Origin of the sequence: Phytobacter sp. V69 (assembly GCF_965644215.1) — a bacterium.
Taxonomy (GTDB): Bacteria; Pseudomonadota; Gammaproteobacteria; order Enterobacterales; family Enterobacteriaceae; genus Phytobacter.
In genome coordinates, this window is the sequence record NZ_CBFFRL010000038.1 from 1 (window position 1) to 20,708 (window position 20,708).

Annotated in this window: 16 protein-coding genes; 10 read left to right on the plus strand and 6 right to left on the minus strand. The window is 55.5% G+C overall.

Annotation, left to right across the window (positions count from 1 at the left end; all coding sequences use genetic code 11):
- Positions 1-178: 178 nt before the first annotated feature.
- Both pntB and pntA read right to left on the minus strand, forming a co-directional pair.
- Positions 179-1,567 carry a Re/Si-specific NAD(P)(+) transhydrogenase subunit beta gene (pntB, locus tag ACSZPU_RS07620; RefSeq protein WP_498997161.1) on the minus strand — a complete coding sequence of 463 codons (1,389 nt, stop codon included), beginning with the start codon at positions 1,565-1,567 and terminating at the stop codon, positions 179-181.
- A 10-nt stretch (positions 1,568-1,577) separates the two neighbouring features.
- Positions 1,578-3,107: a Re/Si-specific NAD(P)(+) transhydrogenase subunit alpha gene (gene pntA / locus ACSZPU_RS07625; RefSeq protein ID WP_498997163.1), complete on the minus strand. Its 1,530-nt coding sequence runs from the start codon at positions 3,105-3,107 to the stop codon at positions 1,578-1,580.
- Between the two features lie 527 nt (positions 3,108-3,634).
- On the opposite strand from pntA, the gene ydgH reads away from it, so the two are divergent.
- The 3 genes from ydgH to folM all read left to right on the plus strand — a co-directional run bounded on the left by ydgH (position 3,635) and on the right by folM (position 6,903).
- A complete protein-coding gene (gene ydgH / locus ACSZPU_RS07630; protein WP_498997165.1) occupies positions 3,635-4,579 on the plus strand; it encodes a DUF1471 family protein YdgH in 945 nt (314 codons plus the stop codon).
- Between the two features lie 183 nt (positions 4,580-4,762).
- Positions 4,763-6,145 carry an amino acid permease gene (locus ACSZPU_RS07635; protein ID WP_498997168.1) on the plus strand — a complete coding sequence of 461 codons (1,383 nt, stop codon included), beginning with the start codon at positions 4,763-4,765 and terminating at the stop codon, positions 6,143-6,145.
- 35 nt (positions 6,146-6,180) lie between these two features.
- A complete protein-coding gene (gene folM / locus ACSZPU_RS07640) occupies positions 6,181-6,903 on the plus strand; it encodes a dihydromonapterin reductase (RefSeq protein WP_498997171.1) in 723 nt (240 codons plus the stop codon).
- Here folM and ACSZPU_RS07645 read toward each other — a convergent pair.
- Positions 6,900-7,235, minus strand: a complete 336-nt coding sequence (locus tag ACSZPU_RS07645) for a GlpM family protein (protein WP_498997173.1) — start codon at positions 7,233-7,235, stop codon at positions 6,900-6,902. The two genes, folM and ACSZPU_RS07645, sit on opposite strands and share 4 nt — an antisense overlap.
- 128 nt (positions 7,236-7,363) lie before the next feature.
- Between ACSZPU_RS07645 and rstA the strand changes: the two genes are divergently transcribed.
- The 3 genes from rstA to tus all read left to right on the plus strand — a co-directional run bounded on the left by rstA (position 7,364) and on the right by tus (position 10,407).
- Positions 7,364-8,083: a two-component system response regulator RstA gene (gene rstA, locus ACSZPU_RS07650; protein ID WP_498997176.1), complete on the plus strand. Its 720-nt coding sequence runs from the start codon at positions 7,364-7,366 to the stop codon at positions 8,081-8,083.
- Positions 8,084-8,109: 26 nt separating this feature from the next.
- Positions 8,110-9,399, plus strand: coding sequence for a two-component system sensor histidine kinase RstB (gene rstB / locus ACSZPU_RS07655; protein WP_498997179.1), 1,290 nt, complete (start codon positions 8,110-8,112; stop codon positions 9,397-9,399).
- Positions 9,400-9,477: 78 nt separating this feature from the next.
- A complete protein-coding gene (gene tus, locus ACSZPU_RS07660; protein WP_498997223.1) occupies positions 9,478-10,407 on the plus strand; it encodes a DNA replication terminus site-binding protein in 930 nt (309 codons plus the stop codon).
- Here tus and fumC read toward each other — a convergent pair.
- Both fumC and fumA read right to left on the minus strand, forming a co-directional pair.
- Positions 10,404-11,804, minus strand: a complete 1,401-nt coding sequence (gene fumC / locus ACSZPU_RS07665; RefSeq protein WP_498997181.1) for a class II fumarate hydratase — start codon at positions 11,802-11,804, stop codon at positions 10,404-10,406. The genes tus and fumC overlap by 4 nt on opposite strands.
- A 147-nt stretch (positions 11,805-11,951) precedes the next feature.
- Entirely contained in the window at positions 11,952-13,598 is a 1,647-nt protein-coding gene (fumA, locus tag ACSZPU_RS07670) for a class I fumarate hydratase FumA (protein WP_498997183.1), read from the minus strand.
- 198 nt (positions 13,599-13,796) lie between these two features.
- On the opposite strand from fumA, the gene manA reads away from it, so the two are divergent.
- Positions 13,797-14,975, plus strand: a complete 1,179-nt coding sequence (gene manA / locus ACSZPU_RS07675; protein WP_498997185.1) for a mannose-6-phosphate isomerase — start codon at positions 13,797-13,799, stop codon at positions 14,973-14,975.
- Between the two features lie 98 nt (positions 14,976-15,073).
- Positions 15,074-16,633, plus strand: a complete 1,560-nt coding sequence (locus tag ACSZPU_RS07680; RefSeq protein ID WP_498997186.1) for a YdgA family protein — start codon at positions 15,074-15,076, stop codon at positions 16,631-16,633.
- 31 nt (positions 16,634-16,664) lie between these two features.
- Here ACSZPU_RS07680 and malI read toward each other — a convergent pair whose 3' ends face one another.
- On the minus strand, positions 16,665-17,693 hold the full coding sequence (gene malI / locus ACSZPU_RS07685) for a Mal regulon transcriptional regulator MalI (protein WP_498997188.1): 1,029 nt from the start codon (positions 17,691-17,693) through the stop codon (positions 16,665-16,667).
- Between the two features lie 158 nt (positions 17,694-17,851).
- Here malI and malX point away from each other — a divergent pair, with 158 nt between their 5' ends.
- A complete protein-coding gene (malX, locus tag ACSZPU_RS07690; protein WP_498997190.1) occupies positions 17,852-19,444 on the plus strand; it encodes a maltose/glucose-specific PTS transporter subunit IIBC in 1,593 nt (530 codons plus the stop codon).
- Positions 19,445-19,494: 50 nt separating this feature from the next.
- On the plus strand, positions 19,495-20,676 hold the full coding sequence (locus tag ACSZPU_RS07695; RefSeq protein ID WP_498997193.1) for a MalY/PatB family protein: 1,182 nt from the start codon (positions 19,495-19,497) through the stop codon (positions 20,674-20,676).
- Positions 20,677-20,708 lie beyond the last annotated feature (32 nt).

The window sequence follows — 20,708 nt, forward strand, 5'->3', positions numbered from 1 at the left end:
TTTTGATTTCTTGTTGAACTTTTGCAGTTGCCAGACCGCAAGATGTTTTAACAAATCAAAAGGGGTTTTGATAACTGACTTAAAGCTGAAAGCTTTCCGGAACCCCCAGCCTAGCTGGGGGTTTTCTGTGCACAAAAAAAGCCGCCTGAAAGAGGCGGCTTTCTCATTGCTCAGCACATTAGAGTGCTTTCAGAATCGCATCCACGCTGGCTTTGGCATCGCCAAACAGCATCTGGGTGTTCTCTTTAAAGAACAGCGGATTCTGTACGCCAGCATAGCCGGTGTTCATGGAGCGTTTGAACACGATAACGTTCTGCGCTTTCCACACTTCCAGAACTGGCATACCTGCGATAGGGCTCTTCGGATCGTCCTGCGCCGCCGGGTTAACGGTGTCGTTCGCACCAATAACCAGTACGGTGTCAGTGTCGGCGAAGTCATCGTTGATTTCGTCCATTTCCAGCACGATGTCATACGGGACTTTCGCTTCCGCCAGCAGTACGTTCATATGGCCCGGCAAACGACCCGCAACCGGGTGGATGCCGAAGCGCACTTTCACGCCGCGCGCACGCAGTTTCTCAGTAATTTCTGCCACCGGGTACTGCGCCTGCGCCACCGCCATGCCGTAGCCCGGGGTGATGATCACAGAGTGGGAGTTTTTCAGCATCTCAGCTGTCTCTTCGGCGTTGATTTCGCGGTGCTCGCCCACTTCTTCATCGCCACCCGTAGAGGAGCCATCGGTGCCGAAGCCACCAGCGATAACACTGATAAAGGAGCGGTTCATCGCCTTACACATGATGTAAGAGAGGATCGCACCGGAAGACCCCACCAGCGCACCGGTGACGATCAGCAGGTCGTTGCTCAGCATAAAGCCTGCCGCCGCGGCCGCCCAACCGGAGTAGGAGTTCAGCATGGAGACCACAACCGGCATGTCAGCACCGCCGATGGAAGCCACCAGATGCCAGCCAAACACCAGCGCAATCGCGGTCATCACCAGCAGCGCCAGAGCCTGCAGGCCTACGCTCTCGGTACGAACAAAGATAACCAGCAGCACGAAAGAAACCACCAGCGCCGCCAGGTTCAGTTTGTGACGGTTTGGCAGCATCAGCGGTTTTGAGGAGATCTTGCCGCACAGCTTGCCGAACGCCACGATCGAACCCGTGAAGGTGACCGCACCGATGAAGATGCCCAGGAACACTTCGGTCAGGTGAATATTCACCAGAATCGGTTCCATGCCCGGTTCGTGGTACAGGTAGCTGTTAAAGCCAACCAGCACCGCTGCCAAACCGACGAAGCTGTGCAGCACTGCCACCAGCTCCGGCATTTCGGTCATTTCAACTTTGCGCGCCAGGCGAATACCGATAGCACCACCGATTACCATCGCCACCAGAATCCACGCAACATTACCGGTGTCCGGCCCGAAAATCGTGGCAATCAACGCAATCGCCATCCCGGCAACGCCGAAACGGTTACCCTGCTGGGACGTTTCGTGTTTCGATAGCCCCGCCAGACTGAAAATAAACAGGATCGCGGCAACAATGTATGCAGCTGTAACTAATCCTCCAGACATTTGCTACCCCTTAGTTCTTCCGGAACATTTTCAGCATGCGCTGAGTGACGGTGAAACCACCAAAAATATTGATGCTGGCAATCAGTACGGCGATAAAGCTTAACAGGCTGACCCAGCCACCATGGCCGATTTGTAAGAGTGCGCCAACGACGATAATGCCGGAGATGGCGTTCGTGACCGACATCAGCGGGGTATGCAGGGCGTGAGAGACGTTCCACACTACGTAGTAACCCACGACGCAGGCCAGTGCGAAGACAGTGAAGTGGCCCAGGAACTCTTTTGGTGCAACATCAGCCAGCCAGCCGAAGAGAATAATCACCAGCGCCATGATGCCGTATTTCAGCCATGGCGAGGTCGGTTTAGCCTCTTCTTTCGCCACCGGCGCCGCTTTTGCCGCGGCCTGCGGCTGTGCGGAAACCTGAATCGGCGGAGCCGGCCAGGTCACTTCGCCATCGCGAATCACGGTTACGCCGCGCACGACCACATCGTCGAAATCAACCGCCACATTGCCGTCTTTCTCTTTGCACAGCAGTTTCAGCAGGTTGACCAGGTTGGTACCGTAAAGCTGGGAAGACTGCGCCGCCAGACGGCCAGGCAGATCGGTGTAACCAATGATTTTAACGCCATTCGGCGTGGTGACGACTTCGTTCGCCACGGTGTATTCACAGTTACCGCCGTTTTGCGCCGCCAGATCCACCACCACGCTGCCGGATTTCATGGAATCCACCATTTCGCGGGTGATCAGTTTCGGTGCCGGTTTACCCGGAATCAACGCGGTGGTGACGATGATATCAACGTCTTTCGCCTGTGCGGCGAAGAGTTCCATTTCCGCTTTGATGAACGCTTCGGACATCACTTTCGCGTAGCCGTCGCCGCTACCCGCTTCTTCTTTGAAATCCAGCTCGAGGAATTCAGCGCCCATACTCTGGACCTGTTCCTTCACTTCCGGACGGGTATCGAACGCGCGGACAATCGCCCCGAGGCTGTTCGCTGCACCGATAGCCGCCAGACCCGCAACCCCTGCGCCGATAACCATTACCTTCGCCGGCGGGACTTTGCCTGCCGCGGTGATCTGACCGGTAAAGAAACGACCAAATTCATGGGCCGCTTCCACGATTGCACGGTAGCCCGCGATGTTCGCCATTGAGCTCAATGCATCCAGCGCCTGGGCGCGAGAAATACGCGGCACAGAGTCCATCGCCATGACGGTAATATTACGGGCAGCCAGTTTCTCCATCAGCGGCGCATTCTGCGCAGGCCAGATAAAGCTGACTAACGTCGTACCCGGATTAAGCAGGGCAATTTCGTCATCCGTAGGTGCATTCACCTTAAGGATAACGTCAGAGTGCCAGACGTTATCTTCGTCCACCACGGTTGCGCCAGCCTGGGTAAACGCGTTGTCATCGAAGCTTGCCAGTTTGCCCGCGTCGCTTTCAATCGCGACGGTGAAACCCAATTTAAGCAGTTGCTCTACCGTTTTCGGCGTCGCCGCAACGCGGGTCTCATTGGCCAACCGTTCTTTTGGTACACCAATACGCATAGTTTTCCCTTCCATCGATTTTAGATGATGGTTTGTCAGTGATGCCCGGGCGTCGCGTCGCCTGCCAGAGATAAATAAACAGACAGCGTCCCGGAAAATAAAACAGTAACAAACTTTCTATAACCTACTGAAAATAACGCCTGTGATCTAGCGCCAGAAAACAGAAATTCTGTTTTTATCAGTGAAAACCGGGCAGGCAGCGGAGCTGGCAGGGTTATTTCCCTTTAATTCATTTAAACAAGCCGATATTCCGCTCAAGCGAAGCGGCAAAACACGATTAATCTCCACTGCGTATCGCCATTTTAACAATGTATTAACTTTAAAAACTCATATACTTTATGACTTTTGCTGGTCAACAGCCTGTTTTTTCAACATATCACCAAAGGTTATCGTAAAACGTCTGGCGCGTAGCACTCTCAGTGAAAAATGACGCAGACAGTCGCATTGATTAAATGCAATAATCAGCGACGTTTTTAAGTCAACAACAACACCAGTATCTGGTTTGCGCAAGGCGAAGGATCATTTTTATGAAGCTTAAGTACACCCTCCTGGCGTCAGCACTTTTGTCCGTTACGGCCCTGTCAGTAAACGCAGCGACAGAGTTAACGCCGGAGCAAGCGTCAGCATTGAAGCCCTACGATCGCGTTGTCATCACCGGTCGCTATAACTCTATTGGCGACGCCGTCAAAGCCGCTTCAAACCGTGCTGATAAAGAAGGCGCGGCCTCGTTTTATGTTGTAGATGCCTCCGATTACGGTGACAGCGGCAACCAGCGTGTCACCGCAGACCTGTATAAAGCTGATGCACCGAAAGCCGATGCGCCAAAACTACGCGTCATTAATGGTGTCACTGAGCTGCCAAAAACACAGGCGATTGAGCTGGAACCGTTTGATACCGTGACGGTACAAGGTTTCTACCGCTCCCAGCCGGAAGTGAATGACGCCATCACCAAAGCCGCGAAAGCGAAAGGGGCGGCCTCTTTCTATATCGTGCGTCAGGTGGATGCCAACGAAGGCGGCAACCAGCTGATTACCGCGTTTATCTATAAAGCTGATGCGAAAAAACGCGTACTGCAGAGCCCGGATGCGATTCCACGCGATTCCGAAGCAGGTCGTGCGGCATTAGCGAAAGGCGGTGAAGAAGCCAAGAAAGTTGAAATCCCGGGCGTTGCCACCACCGCAGCACCAAGTGCTGATGTTGGCCGGTTCTTCGAAACACAAGCCTCTACCGCTAACCGCTACACGGTCACTCTGCCTGACGGAACGAAAATCGAAGAAGTGAATAAAATCACGGCTGCACAGATGGTTCCGTTCGACAGCGTCAAGTTCACCGGCAACTACGGCAACATGACTGAGATCTCTTATCAGGTTGCTAAACGCGCCGCGGCGAAAGGTGCCAAGTACTACCACATCACCCGCCAGTGGCAGGAAAATGGTAGCAACATCACCATCAGCGCTGATTTGTACAAATAAGTACTCTTCCACGTTAAAGGCGGCTGCGGCCGCCTTTTTTATTTTTTTCGCGAAATTATGCCATCTCGCATTGTATGCCATAACGACTCTCCGTAAAATCCCGCGCCTCAGTGATATCCACCATTTTTATTCGCATAAGCAAAATAATTATTCTGGATTGAACCCGTTCATAACAGGATACCCATGGAAAAGAAACTTGGCCTGAGCGCTTTAACTGCGCTGGTTTTAAGCTCAATGCTCGGCGCAGGCGTTTTCAGCCTTCCACAAAATATGGCGGAAGTCGCCAGCCCGGCCGCATTACTGATTGGTTGGGCGATTACCGGCGCGGGAATATTACTGCTCGCCTTCGCCATGCTTATACTGACGCGTATCCGCCCGGACCTGGACGGCGGTATTTTTACCTACGCCCGTGAAGGTTTTGGCGAGCTTATCGGCTTCTGTTCCGCCTGGGGCTACTGGCTGTGCGCCGTTATCGCCAACGTCTCTTATCTGGTGATTGTCTTCTCCGCACTGAGTTTTTTTACCGATACGCCAGAACTGCGCTTCTTCGGCGACGGCAATACCTGGCAGTCGATTGTCGGCGCCTCCCTGCTGCTGTGGTTTGTTCATGCATTGGTACTGCGTGGCGTGCAGACCGCGGCCAGCATTAACATCGTGGCAACGCTGGCCAAACTGGTCCCGCTCGGCCTGTTTATTGTGCTGGCAGCGATGGCCTTCCATTACGATACCTTCCGCCTGGATTTCTCCGGTATCGTCCTGGGTGTACCGGTATGGGAGCAGGTCAAAAACACCATGCTCATCACCCTGTGGGTGTTTATTGGGGTGGAAGGCGCTGTCGTCGTTTCCGCCCGTGCGCGCAACAAGCGCGATGTGGGCCGTGCTACCCTGCTGGCGGTACTGGCCGCGCTTGGCGTCTACTTGCTGGTCACGCTGCTGTCGCTGGGGGTGATTCCTCGCCCGGAACTGGCGGCCATGCGCAATCCGTCAATGGCCGGGTTGATGGTCAGGCTGATGGGTTCCTGGGGTGATGTGGTGATCGCCGCTGGGCTGATTGTCTCGGTCTGCGGTGCTTATCTGAGCTGGACGATCATGGCGGCAGAAGTGCCGCTGCTCGCCGCCACCCATAAAGCGTTTCCGCGTATTTTTGCCCGCCAGAACAAGAATAACGCACCGTCGGCATCGCTGTGGTTAACCAATATCAGCGTACAGGTTTCGCTGGTGCTGATCTGGCTCACAGGTTCTGATTACAATACGCTGCTGACCATTGCGTCCGAGATGATTCTGGTTCCTTATTTCCTTGTCGGGGCATTTTTACTGAAAATCTCCCGCCGCCCGTTGCACCGGGCCGTCGCTATCGGCGCCAGCGTCTATGGCTTATGGTTACTGTATGCATCCGGTCCGATGCATTTGCTGTTGTCGGTTGTGCTGTATGCGCCAGGGCTGCTGGTCTTTATCTACGCGCGCCGCACGCATGAGATTGCCAACCTGCTTAAACGCCGGGAAAGAGTGCTGATTGGTCTGCTACTGATCGCCGCTGTTCCCGCCACGTGGATGCTAATGGGGTAAGCGCACACGCCCCATTGAGAAGGAGAACGTATTCGATGGGAAACACGAAGACACGCCCGATATTGATTACCGGAGGAGGCCGCCGCATCGGCCTCGCCCTCGCCCACCATTTTCTCAGCCAGCAGCAGCCGATTATCGTGAGTTACCGGACGCGCTATCCGGCGATTGAACAGTTAACCGCCGCTGGGGCCTTATGCATCCAGGCGGATTTCAGCAGCGACGACGGAGTCTTAGCCTTCGCCGATGTCGTGAAAGAGAATACCCAGGGCCTGCGCGCGATTATCCACAATGCGGGCGACTGGGCAGGCGAAAAACCTGGCCTCGCGCTGCCAGATGTGCTGTCGCGGATGCTGCAGATCCACGTCCATGCTCCCTATTTGCTCAACCATGCACTGGAAAGATTGCTACGTGGCTTCGGACATGCCGCTGGCGATATTATCCACTTCACCGATTATGTCGTTGAGTGCGGGAGCGACAAACATATTGCCTATGCCGCCAGTAAAGCGGCGCTGGATAATATGACCCGTTCGTTTGCCAAAAAGCTGGCACCGGAAGTGAAAGTCAACGCCATTGCCCCGGCGCTGATTTTGTTTAATGACGACGATGATGCGGAATACCGTCAGCAGGCGCTCAATAAATCGCTGATGAAAATTGCGCCAGGCGAGAAAGAGATAATCGATCTGGTCGATTATCTGCTGACCAGTTGTTATGTCACCGGGCGTACGTTTGGCGTCGACGGCGGCCGTCCGCTGCGTTAGTGGAAGCGGCTCCAGAGAAAAATTAACAGCCACGCGCTGAGGCACCAGCAGATAACCCCGGCGCCCAGCGCATATCCCACCCGCATAAATCCGGTGAAATACCACAGCGACAGCAGGTAGATGAAATAAGGAATAATCGACCACATCCCGAAAACGATGGTGGTCCGCAGCGCTTCAACACCCCGCTCGGTCGCCACAATATAGTGGGCAATTAAGGCGAATGTCGGAAATAACGGAATTAACCCGGCAATATAGTAATTTTTTGTTTTTGACAGCAGTCCAATTAATACCACCACCAGCGCGCCAATTGCGGCTTTTATCACCAGGGCCATCACTTTCCCTTTCACATAATGACAACAAAGACCTACAGCATAGCGGAAGCGGCCTTGTTTAGAAAAGATTAATGGCAGGATCAATAAAGGCAGTGTATTTTGATCTTTTTGACTCATCACGATGACATATGAATAAAATCGTTTTTGTGGAAGACGACCCGGAAGTGGGCGCGCTTATTGCGGCATATCTGGGCAAACACGATATGGATGTGATAGTTGAACCGCGCGGTGATCGGGCAGAAGAAGTCATCACCCGTGAAAAACCAGATCTGATTCTGCTGGATATCATGCTCCCCGGCAAAGATGGGATGACCCTGTGCCGCGATTTACGCAAACAGTGGACCGGCCCTATCGTCCTGCTCACCTCTCTGGATAGCGATATGAACCACATTCTGTCGCTGGAGATGGGTGCCAATGACTACATTCTTAAAACCACTCCGCCTGCGGTGTTACTGGCACGCCTGCGACTGCATTTACGCCAGCAGGCCGGTGCGACGCAGCAAGAATCTGCGCCATCCTCTTTGAAACAGCACAAGACGCTGCAGTTTGGCACGCTGAGCATCGACCCGGTAAACCGCCAGGTGCTGCTGGCAGGCGAGCATATCGTTTTGTCTACCGCCGATTTCGATCTGCTGTGGGAGCTGGCGACCCACGCCGGGCAGATTATGGACCGCGACGCGTTGCTGAAAAACCTGCGCGGCGTGACCTATGACGGGATGGATCGCAGCGTCGACGTGGCAATTTCACGCCTGCGTAAAAAATTGCTCGATAACGCTACCGAGCCTTTCCGTATTAAAACCGTGCGCAACAAAGGCTATCTTTTCGCCCCACACGCCTGGGATAACTGAGTCCGCTCCTCTTCGCAGGTGTCGCAATGAAAAAGCTTTTCGTCCAGTTTTATCTGCTGCTGTTTGTCTGCTTTCTGGTGATGACCATGCTGGTTGGGCTGGTCTATAAATTCACCGCCGAGCGCGCAGGCCGACAGTCGCTGGATGACCTGATGAAAAGCTCGCTGTACCTGATGCGCAGCGAACTGCGTGAGATCCCCCCGCACCAGTGGAACAAAACCCTCAAAGAGCTGGACCTGAATCTGTCGTTTAATATGCGCGTGGAGCCAATGAGCAAGTTCACGCTGGAATCCCCCGCGCAGCAGCGTTTACAGGAAGGCGATATTGTCGCGCTGGATTCGCAATACACCTTTATCCAGCGTATTCCGCGCAGCCACTATGTGCTGGCGGTCGGCCCGGTTCCCTATCTTTTCTACCTGCATGAAATGCGCCTGCTCGATATGGCACTGATGGCATTTATTGCTATCTCGCTGGCCTTCCCGGTGTTTATCTGGATGCGCCCCCACTGGCAGGAGATGCTGCGACTGGAGTCCGCCGCCCAGCGCTTCGGTGAAGGCCATCTGGAAGAACGCATTCATTTTGACAGCACTTCCAGCTTCGAACGGCTGGGGATCGCCTTTAACCAGATGGCGGATAACATCAATGCATTGATCGCCAGTAAGAAGATGTTGATTGACGGCGTGGCCCACGAGCTGCGCACGCCGTTGGTCAGGCTGCGTTACCGCCTGGAGATGAGCGACAACCTGAGCGATGGCGAACGTAGCGCGCTGAACCGCGATATCGGGCAACTCGAAGGACTGATTCAGGAACTGCTGACCTATGCGCGCCTCGACCGCCCGCAAACCGAACTGAAACTGACCACGCCCGACCTCAACGCCTGGCTGGACGGTTATATGCTCGATGCCCGTAACATCAACCCGGACCACCGGTTGCAACTGACGAATCAGCCCGGTGACTATGGCTCGCTGGATATGCGCCTGATGGAGCGTGTACTGGATAATCTGGTCAATAACGCCCTGCGCTACTGCCAGAGTACGGTGAAAGTGACATTGCAGCTCGAAGGTTCACAGGCCAGTCTGATTGTGGAAGACGACGGCCCAGGGATTGCCCCGGAAGAGCGTAGTCGGGTGTTTGAGCCCTTTGTCCGCCTCGACCCCAGCCGGGATCGCGCCACGGGCGGCTGTGGACTGGGGCTTGCTATCGTGCATTCCATCGCCCAGGCCATGAGCGGTGAAGTGAAATGCGAAGAGAGCGACGCGGGCGGTGCCCGTTTCTGTTTCCACTGGCCGGTGTGGCACGACACCGCCCTCTCCTGAAAAGCGTGACGCGCACAGTGTTCAGGTGTGGGCAGTTATGCTACAACAAGAGTATGTTGTAACTAATGGAATGGCATGATGGCAACCTACGACCTGATTGAACGCCTGAACACCACCTTTCGCCAGCTTGAACATGAACTGGCCGCCTTAAACGCACAGCTCGCAGATTGTCGTTTACTGGCGGGTCGCGTCTTCACCCTGCCGGATGTGGTCAAAGGCGCGGAGCACGATCCCCTGCCAACCATCCAGGTCAAGCAGCAGGTAGGCAAGCGCGCCGCCGACTCCGCCCTGCGCCACTACAGCCATCTGTTTATCCAGCAGCAGTCGGAAAATCGCAGCAGTAAAGCCGCCGTTCGCCTGCCAGGGGTGATTTGCTATCAGGTGGATGTCGCAACCCGCGCCAGACTTGAGCAGACGATTAACACCGTCAATGCGCTGAAAATGACCTTCGAGCGTATTGTGACCGTCGATTCCGGGCTGGCTTCAGCGGCCCGTTTCGAGTGGGTGCATCGCCACTTACCCGGCCTGATTACCCTCAATGCCTACCGCACGTTAACCGCTATCCGCGATCCGGCCACGTTGCGTTTTGGCTGGGCGAATAAGCACATCATCAAGAATTTCACCCGCGATGAGGTGCTGACATTGCTCGATAAAAGCCGTAAAGCGCCGCGCGCTGTCGCCCCGTGGACCCGCGAACAGTGGCTGGAGCGTCTTGAGCAGGAGTACGCTGCCATTGCCTCCCTTCCGCAGCAGGGGCGCCTGAAAATTAAGCGTCCGGTGAAGGTGCAGCCAATTGCCCGAGTCTGGTATAGCGGTTCGCAAAAGCAGGTGCAGTACGCCTGCCCGACGCCGATCATTGCGCTGGTGAGTGAAGAACACGGTGGGAAAGTGCCGGACATCGGCGAGCTGTTGAATTACCAGGAGGACAATGTCCAGCACCGCTTTAAACCCCAGGCGCAGCCGTTAACGTTAATCATTCCCCGGCTGCACCTGTATCTTGCCGATTAAGCCGGCTTCATGCTGCCGACCATCGATTCCGGACGTACCCAGCTGTCAAACTCGGCTTCCGTCAGGTAGCCGAGCGCTAGCGCCGAGGCCTTGAGCGTCAGCCCCTCTTTATGGGCTTTCTTGGCGATTTCTGCCGCTTTGTCATAGCCGATATGGGTGTTCAGGGCGGTCACCAGCATCAGAGACTCGTTGAGCAACTGATCGATACGCTCACGGTTTGGTTCGATACCCACCGCACAGTGCTCGTTAAAGCTCTCCATGCCGTCCGCCAGCAGACGTACCGACTGCAGGAAATTATGGATAACCATCGGGCGGAAAACGTTCAGCTCAAAGTTACCGGACGCGCCACCGACGTTAACCGCCACGTCATTGCCCAGCACCTGGCAGCAGAGCATGGTCATTGCTTCGCACTGGGTCGGGTTAACTTTACCCGGCATGATGGAGCTTCCCGGCTCATTTTCCGGTATGGAGATTTCACCAATCCCGCAGCGCGGACCGGACGACAGCCAGCGCACATCGTTGGCGATTTTCATCAGTGATGCCGCCAGCCCTTTTAATGCTCCGTGGGCATGAACCAGGGCATCGCAGGTGGCCAGCGCCTCAAACTTGTTCGGCGCGGTAATAAACGGCTGGCGAGTAAAGGAGGCCAGCTCATCGGCCACTCGTTTGGCATATTCCGGATGGGTATTCAGCCCGGTCCCCACCGCCGTACCGCCCAGCGCCAGTTCGCCCAGATGCGGCAGGCTCAATTCGATATGTTTGAGGTTATGCTCCAGCATCGCCACCCAGCCGGAACTCTCCTGGCCGAGGGTTAACGGCGTGGCATCCTGTAAGTGGGTACGGCCAATTTTGACGATATCGGCGAAGGCGACAGCTTTCTCATGCAGCGTCTTTTTCAGCACATGCAACTCAGGAATGAGATGTTCACGCAACGCAATCACCGCCGCCACGTGCATCGCCGTCGGGAAAACGTCATTCGAGCTTTGGCTCTTGTTGACGTCGTCGTTCGGGTGCACTTTACGCCCCATACCGCGTTCGCCGCCCAGCAGCTCACTGGCACGGTTTGCCAGCACCTCGTTCATGTTCATGTTGCTCTGGGTACCCGAGCCGGTTTGCCAGATAGCCAGCGGGAATTCATCCGGGTGTTTCCCGGCGAGCACCTCATCGGTCGCGTCGATAATGGCCTTAGCTTTTTCCGCGGCCAGCAGCCCTAAATCCTGATTGACCTTTGCCGCCGCCCGTTTGGTCAACGCCAGTGCGTAGATAAGCGAGACCGGCATTTTTTCCGTCGAGATACGGAAATGCTCAAGCGACCGTTGGGTTTGCGCCCCCCACAGCTTATCTGCCGGGACGTCAATCGCGCCCATCGAATCTTTCTCACTGCGATGCATTGTCATTACTTTCTCCCTGTTACGAAGTGATGTTGAGTACCGACATTGCTCACCTGCAAACAAAGCTTAAGTATTGATGCTTGTTATGACGACGTTTATTGCTTCGTGCGCTAAAACGGGCGCAAAAAAAACCGCCCCGAAGGGCGGCAGATCTTATTTTACACAGCGGGCGCACTGACCCGACTGGATTTGCTGGAAGAAGTCATTGCCTTTGTCATCCACGAGGATAAAGGCCGGGAAATCTTCAACCTCGATTTTCCAGATGGCTTCCATCCCCAGTTCCGGATAGGCCACACATTCGAGGCTCTTGATGCTGTTCTGCGCCAGAATTGCCGCCGGCCCACCGATACTGCCCAGATAGAACCCACCGTGTTTGTGGCAGGCATCAGTCACCTGCTGGCTACGGTTCCCCTTCGCCAGCATGATCATACTGCCACCCTGCGACTGCAGTTGATCGACGTACGAATCCATACGCCCGGCGGTGGTCGGGCCAAGTGAACCCGAGGCATATCCCTCTGGCGTCTTCGCCGGGCCCGCATAGTAGATCGGGTGATCTTTCACATACTGCGGCAGCGGTTTGCCTTCATCCATCTGTTCTTTGAGCTTCGCATGGGCAATATCGCGCGCCACGATGATTGTCCCACTCAGCGACAGGCGCGTAGAGACCGGATACTGTTTGAGCTGTCCGAGGATCTCCTCCATCGGACGGTTCAGGTTGACCTTCACCGCCTCGCCCTCGCCGGCCTGGCGCAGCGATTGCGGAATGTATTTGCCAGGATTCTGTTCCAGTTTTTCCAGCCAGATGCCTTCGCGGTTGATTTTCGCTTTGATATTGCGGTCTGCCGAACAGGAGACGCCCATTCCCACCGGACAGGACGCCCCGTGACGCGGCAGACGGATCACGCGAATATCATGGGCAAAATATTTGCCGCCAAACTGTGCGCCAAGGCCGAGCAGCTGGGCTTCAATCAGCAGTTCGTTTTCCAGTTGTACATCGCGGAATGCCTGACCGTGCTCGTTGCCTTCAGTTGGCAAACCGTCGTAATACTTGGTCGAAGCCAGCTTGACCGTTTTGAGCGTCGCCTCGGCGCTGGTACCGCCAATCACAAACGCAATGTGGTACGGCGGGCAGGCCGCGGTGCCCAGGGTGCGCATTTTCTCCACCAGATAACCTTTCAGTTTCGCCGGAGTGATCAGCGCTTTGGTTTCCTGATAGAGATAGGTTTTGTTGGCGGAACCGCCCCCCTTGGCGATGCAGAGGAATTTGTACTCATCACCATCGACGCTGTACAAATCGATCTGTGCCGGCAGGTTGCTACCAGTGTTAACCTCCTTATACATATCCAGCGCCGCGTTTTGCGAATAACGCAGGTTGTCTTCGGCGAAGGTGTTGTAGACGCCGCGTGCTAATGCCGCTTCATCGCCCCCGCCCGTCCACACGCGTTGTCCCTTTTTGCCCATGATGATCGCCGTGCCGGTATCCTGGCAAGTGGGCAAAATCCCCTTGGCGGCAATCTCGGAGTTACGCAGGAATTGCAGCGCGACGTACTTGTCGTTTTCGCTGGCATCCGGGTCACTGAGAATATCGGCAACCTGCTGCTGATGTGCAGGACGCAGGAGGAAAGAAGCATCGTGGAAGGCGTGTTGCGCCAGAAGAGTCAGCGCCTGAGGATCGACTTTGAGGACATCATGACCATCGAAATCAACGACAGAAACGTAATCGCTGCTGAGTAAATAATATTCTGTTTCGTCCTTTTTCAGCGGAAAAGGCTCTTGATAATAATAGGGTTTATTCGACATTGTTCTCTCACTTACAGCACTTTCTGGTTATTGTTCAGGCAGGACATCCATCTGCCACAAAAAAGCGAGTCCGCATATCCTACACAATTATTTAACAAAAACTGAGACTAGTACGACTTTTTATCTGCTCTGATTACTTCGGGCGGATTTATTGCTTTAATACGTGCACTTAAGTTGACCACGATGAAGGGCGGGATAATGCAAAAACTCATTAACTCAGTGCAGAACTATGCCTGGGGAAGTAAAACCGCGTTAACGGAACTCTACGGCGTCGCCAACCCTGACAACCTGCCAATGGCCGAGTTGTGGATGGGCGCGCACCCGAAGAGCAGCTCACAAGTGCAGGACGCGCAAGGACATCTTCACTCGCTTCGCGACGTGATAGAACAGGATAAATCAGGTTTGCTGGGAAACGCCGTGGCTGAGCGTTTTGGCGAACTGCCCTTTTTGTTTAAAGTGCTCTGTGCCGACCAGCCGCTGTCGATTCAGGTCCACCCGAACAAGCAGGCGTCTGAAATCGGTTTTGCGAAAGAGAACGCAGCCGGTATTCCGCTGGACGCGGCCGAGCGTAACTACAAAGACCCGAACCATAAGCCGGAACTGGTCTTTGCACTGACGCCCTTCCTCGCGATGAACGCGTTCCGTCCGTTCTCGGAAATCGTTTCCCTGCTTCAACCGGTGGCGGGTGCCAACCCGGCAATTGCCCACTTTCTGCAGGAACCGGGCGCAGAACGCCTGAGCCAGCTGTTCGCCAGCCTGCTGAATATGCAGGGCGATGAAAAATCCCGTGCGTTGGCGGTGTTGAAAGCGGCGCTAAACAGCCAACAGGGCGAGCCGTGGCAGACCATTCGCGTGATTTCCGAGTTCTATCCGGATGACAGCGGCCTGTTCTCCCCGCTGCTGCTCAACGTGGTGAAACTCAACCCGGGTGAAGCGATGTTCCTGTTCGCCGAAACCCCGCATGCTTATTTGCAGGGCGTAGCGCTGGAAGTCATGGCTAACTCGGATAACGTGCTGCGCGCGGGGCTGACGCCGAAATACATCGACATTCCGGAGCTGGTCGCCAACGTGAAGTTCACGCCGAAACCGGCCAGTGAACTGCTGACGCAGCCGGTGAAACAGATCGCTACCCTGGAATTCCAGATCCCGGTGGATGATTTTGCGTTTTCACTGCTCGACCTCTCCACTGCCGGGGCCGATGTGGCACAGCAGAGCGCCGCCATTCTGTTCTGCGTAGAAGGCGAAGCGGTGCTGAGTAAGGGGAGTGAGAAACTGGTGCTGAAACCGGGCGAATCGGCGTTTATCAGCGCCAGCGAGTCGCCGGTAACGGTAAGCGGCATCGGCAGACTGGCGCGGGTCTACAATAAGCTCAACTAGTTACTGAACTTTTTAGCAAGGATTGCTAAGCTTTACAGAGCCTTTTCACATACTCAGGCGGTTTATCCCGCCTGGTTTTATTTTTAGGGATAATGACGATGAAAAAAACGCTGGTTGCAGCCGGAGTTGTTATTGCGCTGGGGATCATCTGGACAGGCGGTGCCTGGTACACGGGGAAACAGCTTGAGGCCCGCCTGGGTGAAATGATTAGCCAGGCGAATGAACAGATTAAACGCACCGCGCCAGAAGCCAGCGTGGAATTATCCTCACAAAATTACCATCGCGGCCTGTTTAGCAGCCAGATGGAACTGGTTGTCAAACCGGTCGAGGGCAAGGAAAACCCGTGGTTTAAACCGGGCCAGACCATTGTGTTGCACGAGAACATTGACCACGGACCCTTCCCGCTGGCACAGCTGAAAACGCTGAACGTGATCCCGTCGATGGCCTCGGTACATACAACGCTCGTCAATAACGAGATGACCAAACCGCTGTTCGATATCGCGAAAGGTGAATCCCCGTTCGTGGCAGAGACTCGCATCAGCTACAGCGGCGATACCCGCACCGACCTCACTCTGCACCCGCTCAACTCCGAAAAAGCGGGCGATAAAGTGGCCTTTAGCGGCGGCGAATTCCGTATCAGTTCGGACAAAGACGGCAACGCGGTAACCGTTAGCGGCCAGGCGCAGAGCGCGCTGGTGGATACGGTTAACGAATACGGGCAGAAAATTCAGCTCTCCCTCAATAACCTGAAAACGGAAGGGACCACCCAGCTCGCGAGCTTTAACGAGCGCGTGGGTAGCCAAAAAGTTACCCTGGACAAGCTGGCGATCTCAGTTGAAAACAAAGAGATGGCTGTTATTGAAGGGATGAGTCTGGACGGCAAATCCGAGGTCGCTAAAGACAACAAAACCATTAACAGCCAGCTGGATTACGCCATCCAGAGCCTGAAAGTCCAGAATCAGGAGATGGGCAGCGGCAACCTGACCCTGAAAATCGGCCAGATTGACGGAGAAGCCTGGCATCAGTTCAGCCAGCAGTACAACGCCCAGACGCAGGCACTGATGGCGCAGCCAGAGGTGATGAAAGACCCGGCGCTGTACCAGCAAAAAGCGGCCGAAGCTTTCTTTAACGCCTTCCCGCTGCTGTTAAAAGGCGAGCCGGTCATCACGATTGCCCCGCTGAGCTGGAAGAACAGCAAAGGCGAAACGGCGCTGAACCTGTCTCTGTTCCTGAAAAACCCCGCCGCCGCGGATGCCGCCGTGACTGCGCCGCAAACGCTGGCACAGGAAGTGGACAAAAATGTGAAATCGCTGGACAGCAAGCTGACCATCCCGATGGATATGGCGGTTGAGTTTATGACTCAGGTGGCGAAGCTGGAAGGTTATCAGCAGGATGAAGCCGGCAAACTGGCAAGCCAGCAGGTGAAAGGTCTGGCAGCGATGGGCCAGATGTTCCGCATCACCACGCTTGAAAACAACACCATTTCCACCAGCCTGCAGTATGCCAACGGCCAGGTCACGCTGAACGGTGAGAAAATGCCGCTGGACGAATTTGTCGGCATGTTTGGTCTGCCGTCAACGCCACAGCCGGAAGAAGATTCGCCGGAAACGCCGGACGATCCGACTGCACCAGCAGAACCTGCAGTGCCGCAGCAGTAACGCAAAAGCCCCTCATCCGAGGGGCTTTTTTTCAGGGATTAACCACCAGCCCCGGCGACAGCACCACGTGGTGCAAGGCCCGTTCCGGGTCATCCACCCGCTGTAAAATACGCTCCGCCAGTAAATAACCCATCTCTTTGCCGGAAATGGTGGCCCAGGACACCGGGATATCGTACTGCCCCTGTTCCCAGGCTTCGGCGAAGGCCGCCAGTGATACCTGCAGTTCGAAGTAACGATCCAGGCCAGAACCGGCCTGCCGTCCTGCCCGCATCAGGCCAAACCACGCACCGACTGCAATCAGCCCGTTGTAACACACCACGGCGTCAATCGTCGGACTGTGGCTTAACAACGCCTGCACCGCCTCTGCCGCCTGCTTCTGGCTGGAGCCGCACTCTACTACCCAGTCGCTGTGAAACGGCAGGCCATATTTTAACAGCGTGGCGCAGTAGCCGCCGACGCGCTCCGCCCGAATCAGCGAGGAACTCTCCCCGCCCAGCCAGGCAATGCGCTGGTTGCCCTGCTGAATAAGATGTTCGGTCACCCGCTGCGCCGCCTGCATGTTATCCGGGCGCACGGTGTCGCTGTCATCCGGATAATTAGCGCGGGAGGCGAAAATCAACGGCACGCCGGCTTCTTTGGCCCGGGTACGCAGAGCTGCGCCCAGTTCGCCAGGCGCACCGGCGACAATCACACCGTCGACTCCCTGACTGAGCAGCGTATTGAGGCGCGCCAGCATATGTTCGCCATCGCGTCCACCGTGCAGCAAAAAGACCATCCGCCCTTCACTTTCCAGCGCTTCACTCAGCCCGGAGGTCGCCTCGGCATAAAAGGTTTGTGACAGATCGCAGACTATCAGGCCAATCACACCCGTTTGTCCCCCGCGCAGTGCGGAAGCCTGCCGGTTACGCACAAAGCCCAGCTCTTCAATCGCTTCGTGCACACGCTGGCCGGTTTGCGCAGAAATACGCCCTTTGCCGCTGAGCACCAGAGAAACCGTGGTGACCGACACGCCCGCGGCCAGCGCGACATCGTTAATGGTTACCTTTTTTGCCATCGTCATAGAAGTGGTTTTACACGCCAGATAAAACGTTTTATCAATGCCATTAGTTATAAACCAAAGGATACGTTAATTATGTGATTTAATTCGCACTAAAATTAGGTAAAACGTTTTATCTTGCGACTGCATTCATTCTCACTATAAAAAAATCAGGAGCCAGCATGTCGGAAAGAAGACGGCAGAAAATTTCGCTTTGGGAGTTTTTCCAGCAGTTAGGAAAGACCTTTATGTTGCCCGTGGCCTTGCTCTCCTTTTGCGGGATCATGCTTGGCATCGGCAGCTCCCTGAGTAGCCACAGCGTCATTACGCTGATCCCGGTACTGGGTAACCCGGTATTGCAGGCGCTATTTATCTGGATGGGCAAAGTCGGCTCATTCGCTTTTAGCTTTTTACCCGTCATGTTCTGTATCGCCATCCCGCTGGGACTGGCGCGAGAGAACAAAGGCGTCGCGGCGTTCTCGGGCTTTGTTGGCTACGCGGTGATGAACCTGGCGGTGAATTTCTGGCTGACCGCCAAAGGCATCCTGCCAACCACCGATGCCGCGGTGCTTAAAGCTAACAATATCCAGAACGTTATCGGTATCCAGTCTATTGATACCGGGATCCTGGGTGCGGTGATCGCCGGGATCATTATCTGGAACCTGCATGAGCGCTTTCATACCATCCGCCTGCCCGATGCATTAGCCTTCTTCGGCGGCACGCGTTTTGTACCCATTATCACCAGCGTGGTGATGGGCCTGGTCGGGCTGGTGATCCCCCTGGTGTGGCCCTATTTCGCGATGGGTATCAACGGGCTTGGCAGCATCATCAACGGCGCCGGGAATTTTGGACCGATGATTTTTGGTACCGGCGAGCGTCTGCTGCTGCCGTTCGGCCTGCAGCATATTCTGGTGGCCATCATCCGCTTTACCGAAGCGGGCGGGACAATGGACGTCTGTGGCCATCAGGTCAGCGGCGCATTGACTATCTTCCAGGCGCAGTTAAGCTGCCCGACGACCGAGGGCTTCTCCGAAAGCGCCACCCGCTTCCTTTCTCAGGGCAAAATGCCGGCCTTCCTTGGCGGCCTGCCGGGTGCTGCACTGGCGATGTATCACTGTGCTAAACCGGAAAACCGCCATAAAATTAAGGGCCTGCTGATTTCCGGCGTTATCGCCTGTGTGGTCGGGGGCACCACCGAGCCGCTGGAATTCTTGTTCCTGTTCGTCGCACCGGCACTCTACGCCATCCATGCCCTGCTCACCGGCCTGGGGTTCACGACCATGGCGGTGCTGGGTGTCACCATCGGCAACACCGACGGCAACGTGATCGACTTTGTGGTGTTCGGCATTCTGCACGGGCTGTCAACCAAGTGGTATCTGGTGCCCGTGGTGGCGGCTATCTGGTTCGCGGTGTACTACGCTATCTTCCGTTTCGCCATTTTGCGCTTCAATATCAAAACGCCGGGTCGCGAATCTGACGTGGCGAACACGGTGGAAAAAGCGGTCAGCGGCGTAACGGGGAAATCGGGCTATAACGTCCCTGCTATCCTTGCGGCACTCGGCGGTGCGGACAACATCACCTCGCTGGATAACTGCATCACCCGTTTGCGCCTGTCGGTGAAAGATATGTCGCTGGTGGACAGTAATGCCCTGAAAGCGAACCGCGCTATCGGCATCGTCCAGCTTAACCAGCATAATCTGCAGGTGGTCATCGGCCCGCAGGTTCAGTCGGTCAAAGATGAAATGACAGAGCTGATGAACTCGGTCCACGCCTAGTATTTCACCTCCCTCACTGCGGTGAGGGAGCTTGCCAGAAGGAAAGACGAATGTTTGATTTTTCACAAACGGTGGATCGTCACGGCACGTGGTGCACCCAGTGGGACTATGTGGCCGACCGTTTTGGCCAGGCGGATCTGCTGCCGTTTACCATTTCCGATATGGATTTTGCCACCGCCCCCTGCGTGATTTCCGCCATGCAGGAGCGGTTGCATCATGGCGTACTGGGCTACAGCCGCTGGCAAAACCCGGAATTCACCGGGGCCGTCAGCACATGGTTTGCTCAACGCCTCCAGGCCCATCCGGACAGCAAAACGCTGGTGTACGGCCCGTCGGTGATTTATATGGTCGCCGAAATGATCCGCCAGTGGTCACAGCCCGGCGAAGGCGTGGTGGTGCATACCCCTGCCTATGACGCGTTCTATAACACCATCGCCCATAACCAGCGCCAGCTGATCCCCGTCGCCCTGAAACAGTCAACTACGGGCTGGCAGTGCGATATGGCCGAACTGGAGCGTGCGCTGGCACGACCGGAAAGCAAAATTCTGCTGCTGTGCAGCCCGCATAACCCCACCGGCAAAGTCTGGACGCGGGCAGAGCTGACGGAAATCGCCGCGCTGTGCGAGCGCCATGATGTGAAGGTCATCAGCGATGAAATTCATATGGATATGGTCTGGAGCGACCATCCGCACCTTCCCTGGAGCGAAGTCGCGCGCGGCCCATGGGCGCTGTTTACCTCCGCCTCGAAGAGCTTCAATATTCCGGCACTTACCGGGGCTTACGGGTTTATTGCTGATGACGCGTCACGTTCAGACTACCTTTCGGCGCTGAAAGGCAGAGATGGCCTCTCCTCCCCTGCGCTACTGGCCCTGGTGGCGCATATTGCTGCCTATCAGGAAGGTGCCTCCTGGCTTGATGAATTGCGCGCTTATTTACGCGCAAACCTGCGCTATATCGCGGATACACTCAATGCTGCGTTCCCCGAACTGGCCTGGCAGGTTCCGCAGGCCAGCTATCTGGCATGGATTGATCTGCAGGCGCTGAATATCGACAGTGTGGCATTGCAGCAGGAACTGATTACCCACCAGAAGGTCGCCATCATGCCCGGTCAGACCTACGGCGCACCTTATCAGCACTTTATCCGCCTGAATGCGGGCTGCCCACGGCAGAAGCTGGAGCAAGGCGTTGCGCGTTTGATTGCCGGGATCCACGCCGTTAGAAACGTCAAATAACAAGATAGTTAGCGAGCCAACGCTGGAGGTAA

Bases quoted from the DNA above. Each gene is read 5' to 3' on its own strand.
- pntB (WP_498997161.1), bottom strand. From the start codon at position 1,567: ATGTCTGGAGGATTAGTTACAGCTGCATACATTGTTGCCGCGATCCTG.
- pntA (WP_498997163.1), bottom strand. From the start codon at position 3,107: ATGCGTATTGGTGTACCAAAAGAACGGTTGGCCAATGAGACCCGCGTT.
- ydgH (WP_498997165.1), top strand. From the start codon at position 3,635: ATGAAGCTTAAGTACACCCTCCTGGCGTCAGCACTTTTGTCCGTTACG.
- ACSZPU_RS07635 (WP_498997168.1), top strand. From the start codon at position 4,763: ATGGAAAAGAAACTTGGCCTGAGCGCTTTAACTGCGCTGGTTTTAAGC.
- folM (WP_498997171.1), top strand. From the start codon at position 6,181: ATGGGAAACACGAAGACACGCCCGATATTGATTACCGGAGGAGGCCGC.
- ACSZPU_RS07645 (WP_498997173.1), bottom strand. From the start codon at position 7,235: ATGGCCCTGGTGATAAAAGCCGCAATTGGCGCGCTGGTGGTGGTATTA.
- rstA (WP_498997176.1), top strand. From the start codon at position 7,364: ATGAATAAAATCGTTTTTGTGGAAGACGACCCGGAAGTGGGCGCGCTT.
- rstB (WP_498997179.1), top strand. From the start codon at position 8,110: ATGAAAAAGCTTTTCGTCCAGTTTTATCTGCTGCTGTTTGTCTGCTTT.
- tus (WP_498997223.1), top strand. From the start codon at position 9,478: ATGGCAACCTACGACCTGATTGAACGCCTGAACACCACCTTTCGCCAG.
- fumC (WP_498997181.1), bottom strand. From the start codon at position 11,804: ATGACAATGCATCGCAGTGAGAAAGATTCGATGGGCGCGATTGACGTC.
- fumA (WP_498997183.1), bottom strand. From the start codon at position 13,598: ATGTCGAATAAACCCTATTATTATCAAGAGCCTTTTCCGCTGAAAAAG.
- manA (WP_498997185.1), top strand. From the start codon at position 13,797: ATGCAAAAACTCATTAACTCAGTGCAGAACTATGCCTGGGGAAGTAAA.
- ACSZPU_RS07680 (WP_498997186.1), top strand. From the start codon at position 15,074: ATGAAAAAAACGCTGGTTGCAGCCGGAGTTGTTATTGCGCTGGGGATC.
- malI (WP_498997188.1), bottom strand. From the start codon at position 17,693: ATGACGATGGCAAAAAAGGTAACCATTAACGATGTCGCGCTGGCCGCG.
- malX (WP_498997190.1), top strand. From the start codon at position 17,852: ATGTCGGAAAGAAGACGGCAGAAAATTTCGCTTTGGGAGTTTTTCCAG.
- ACSZPU_RS07695 (WP_498997193.1), top strand. From the start codon at position 19,495: ATGTTTGATTTTTCACAAACGGTGGATCGTCACGGCACGTGGTGCACC.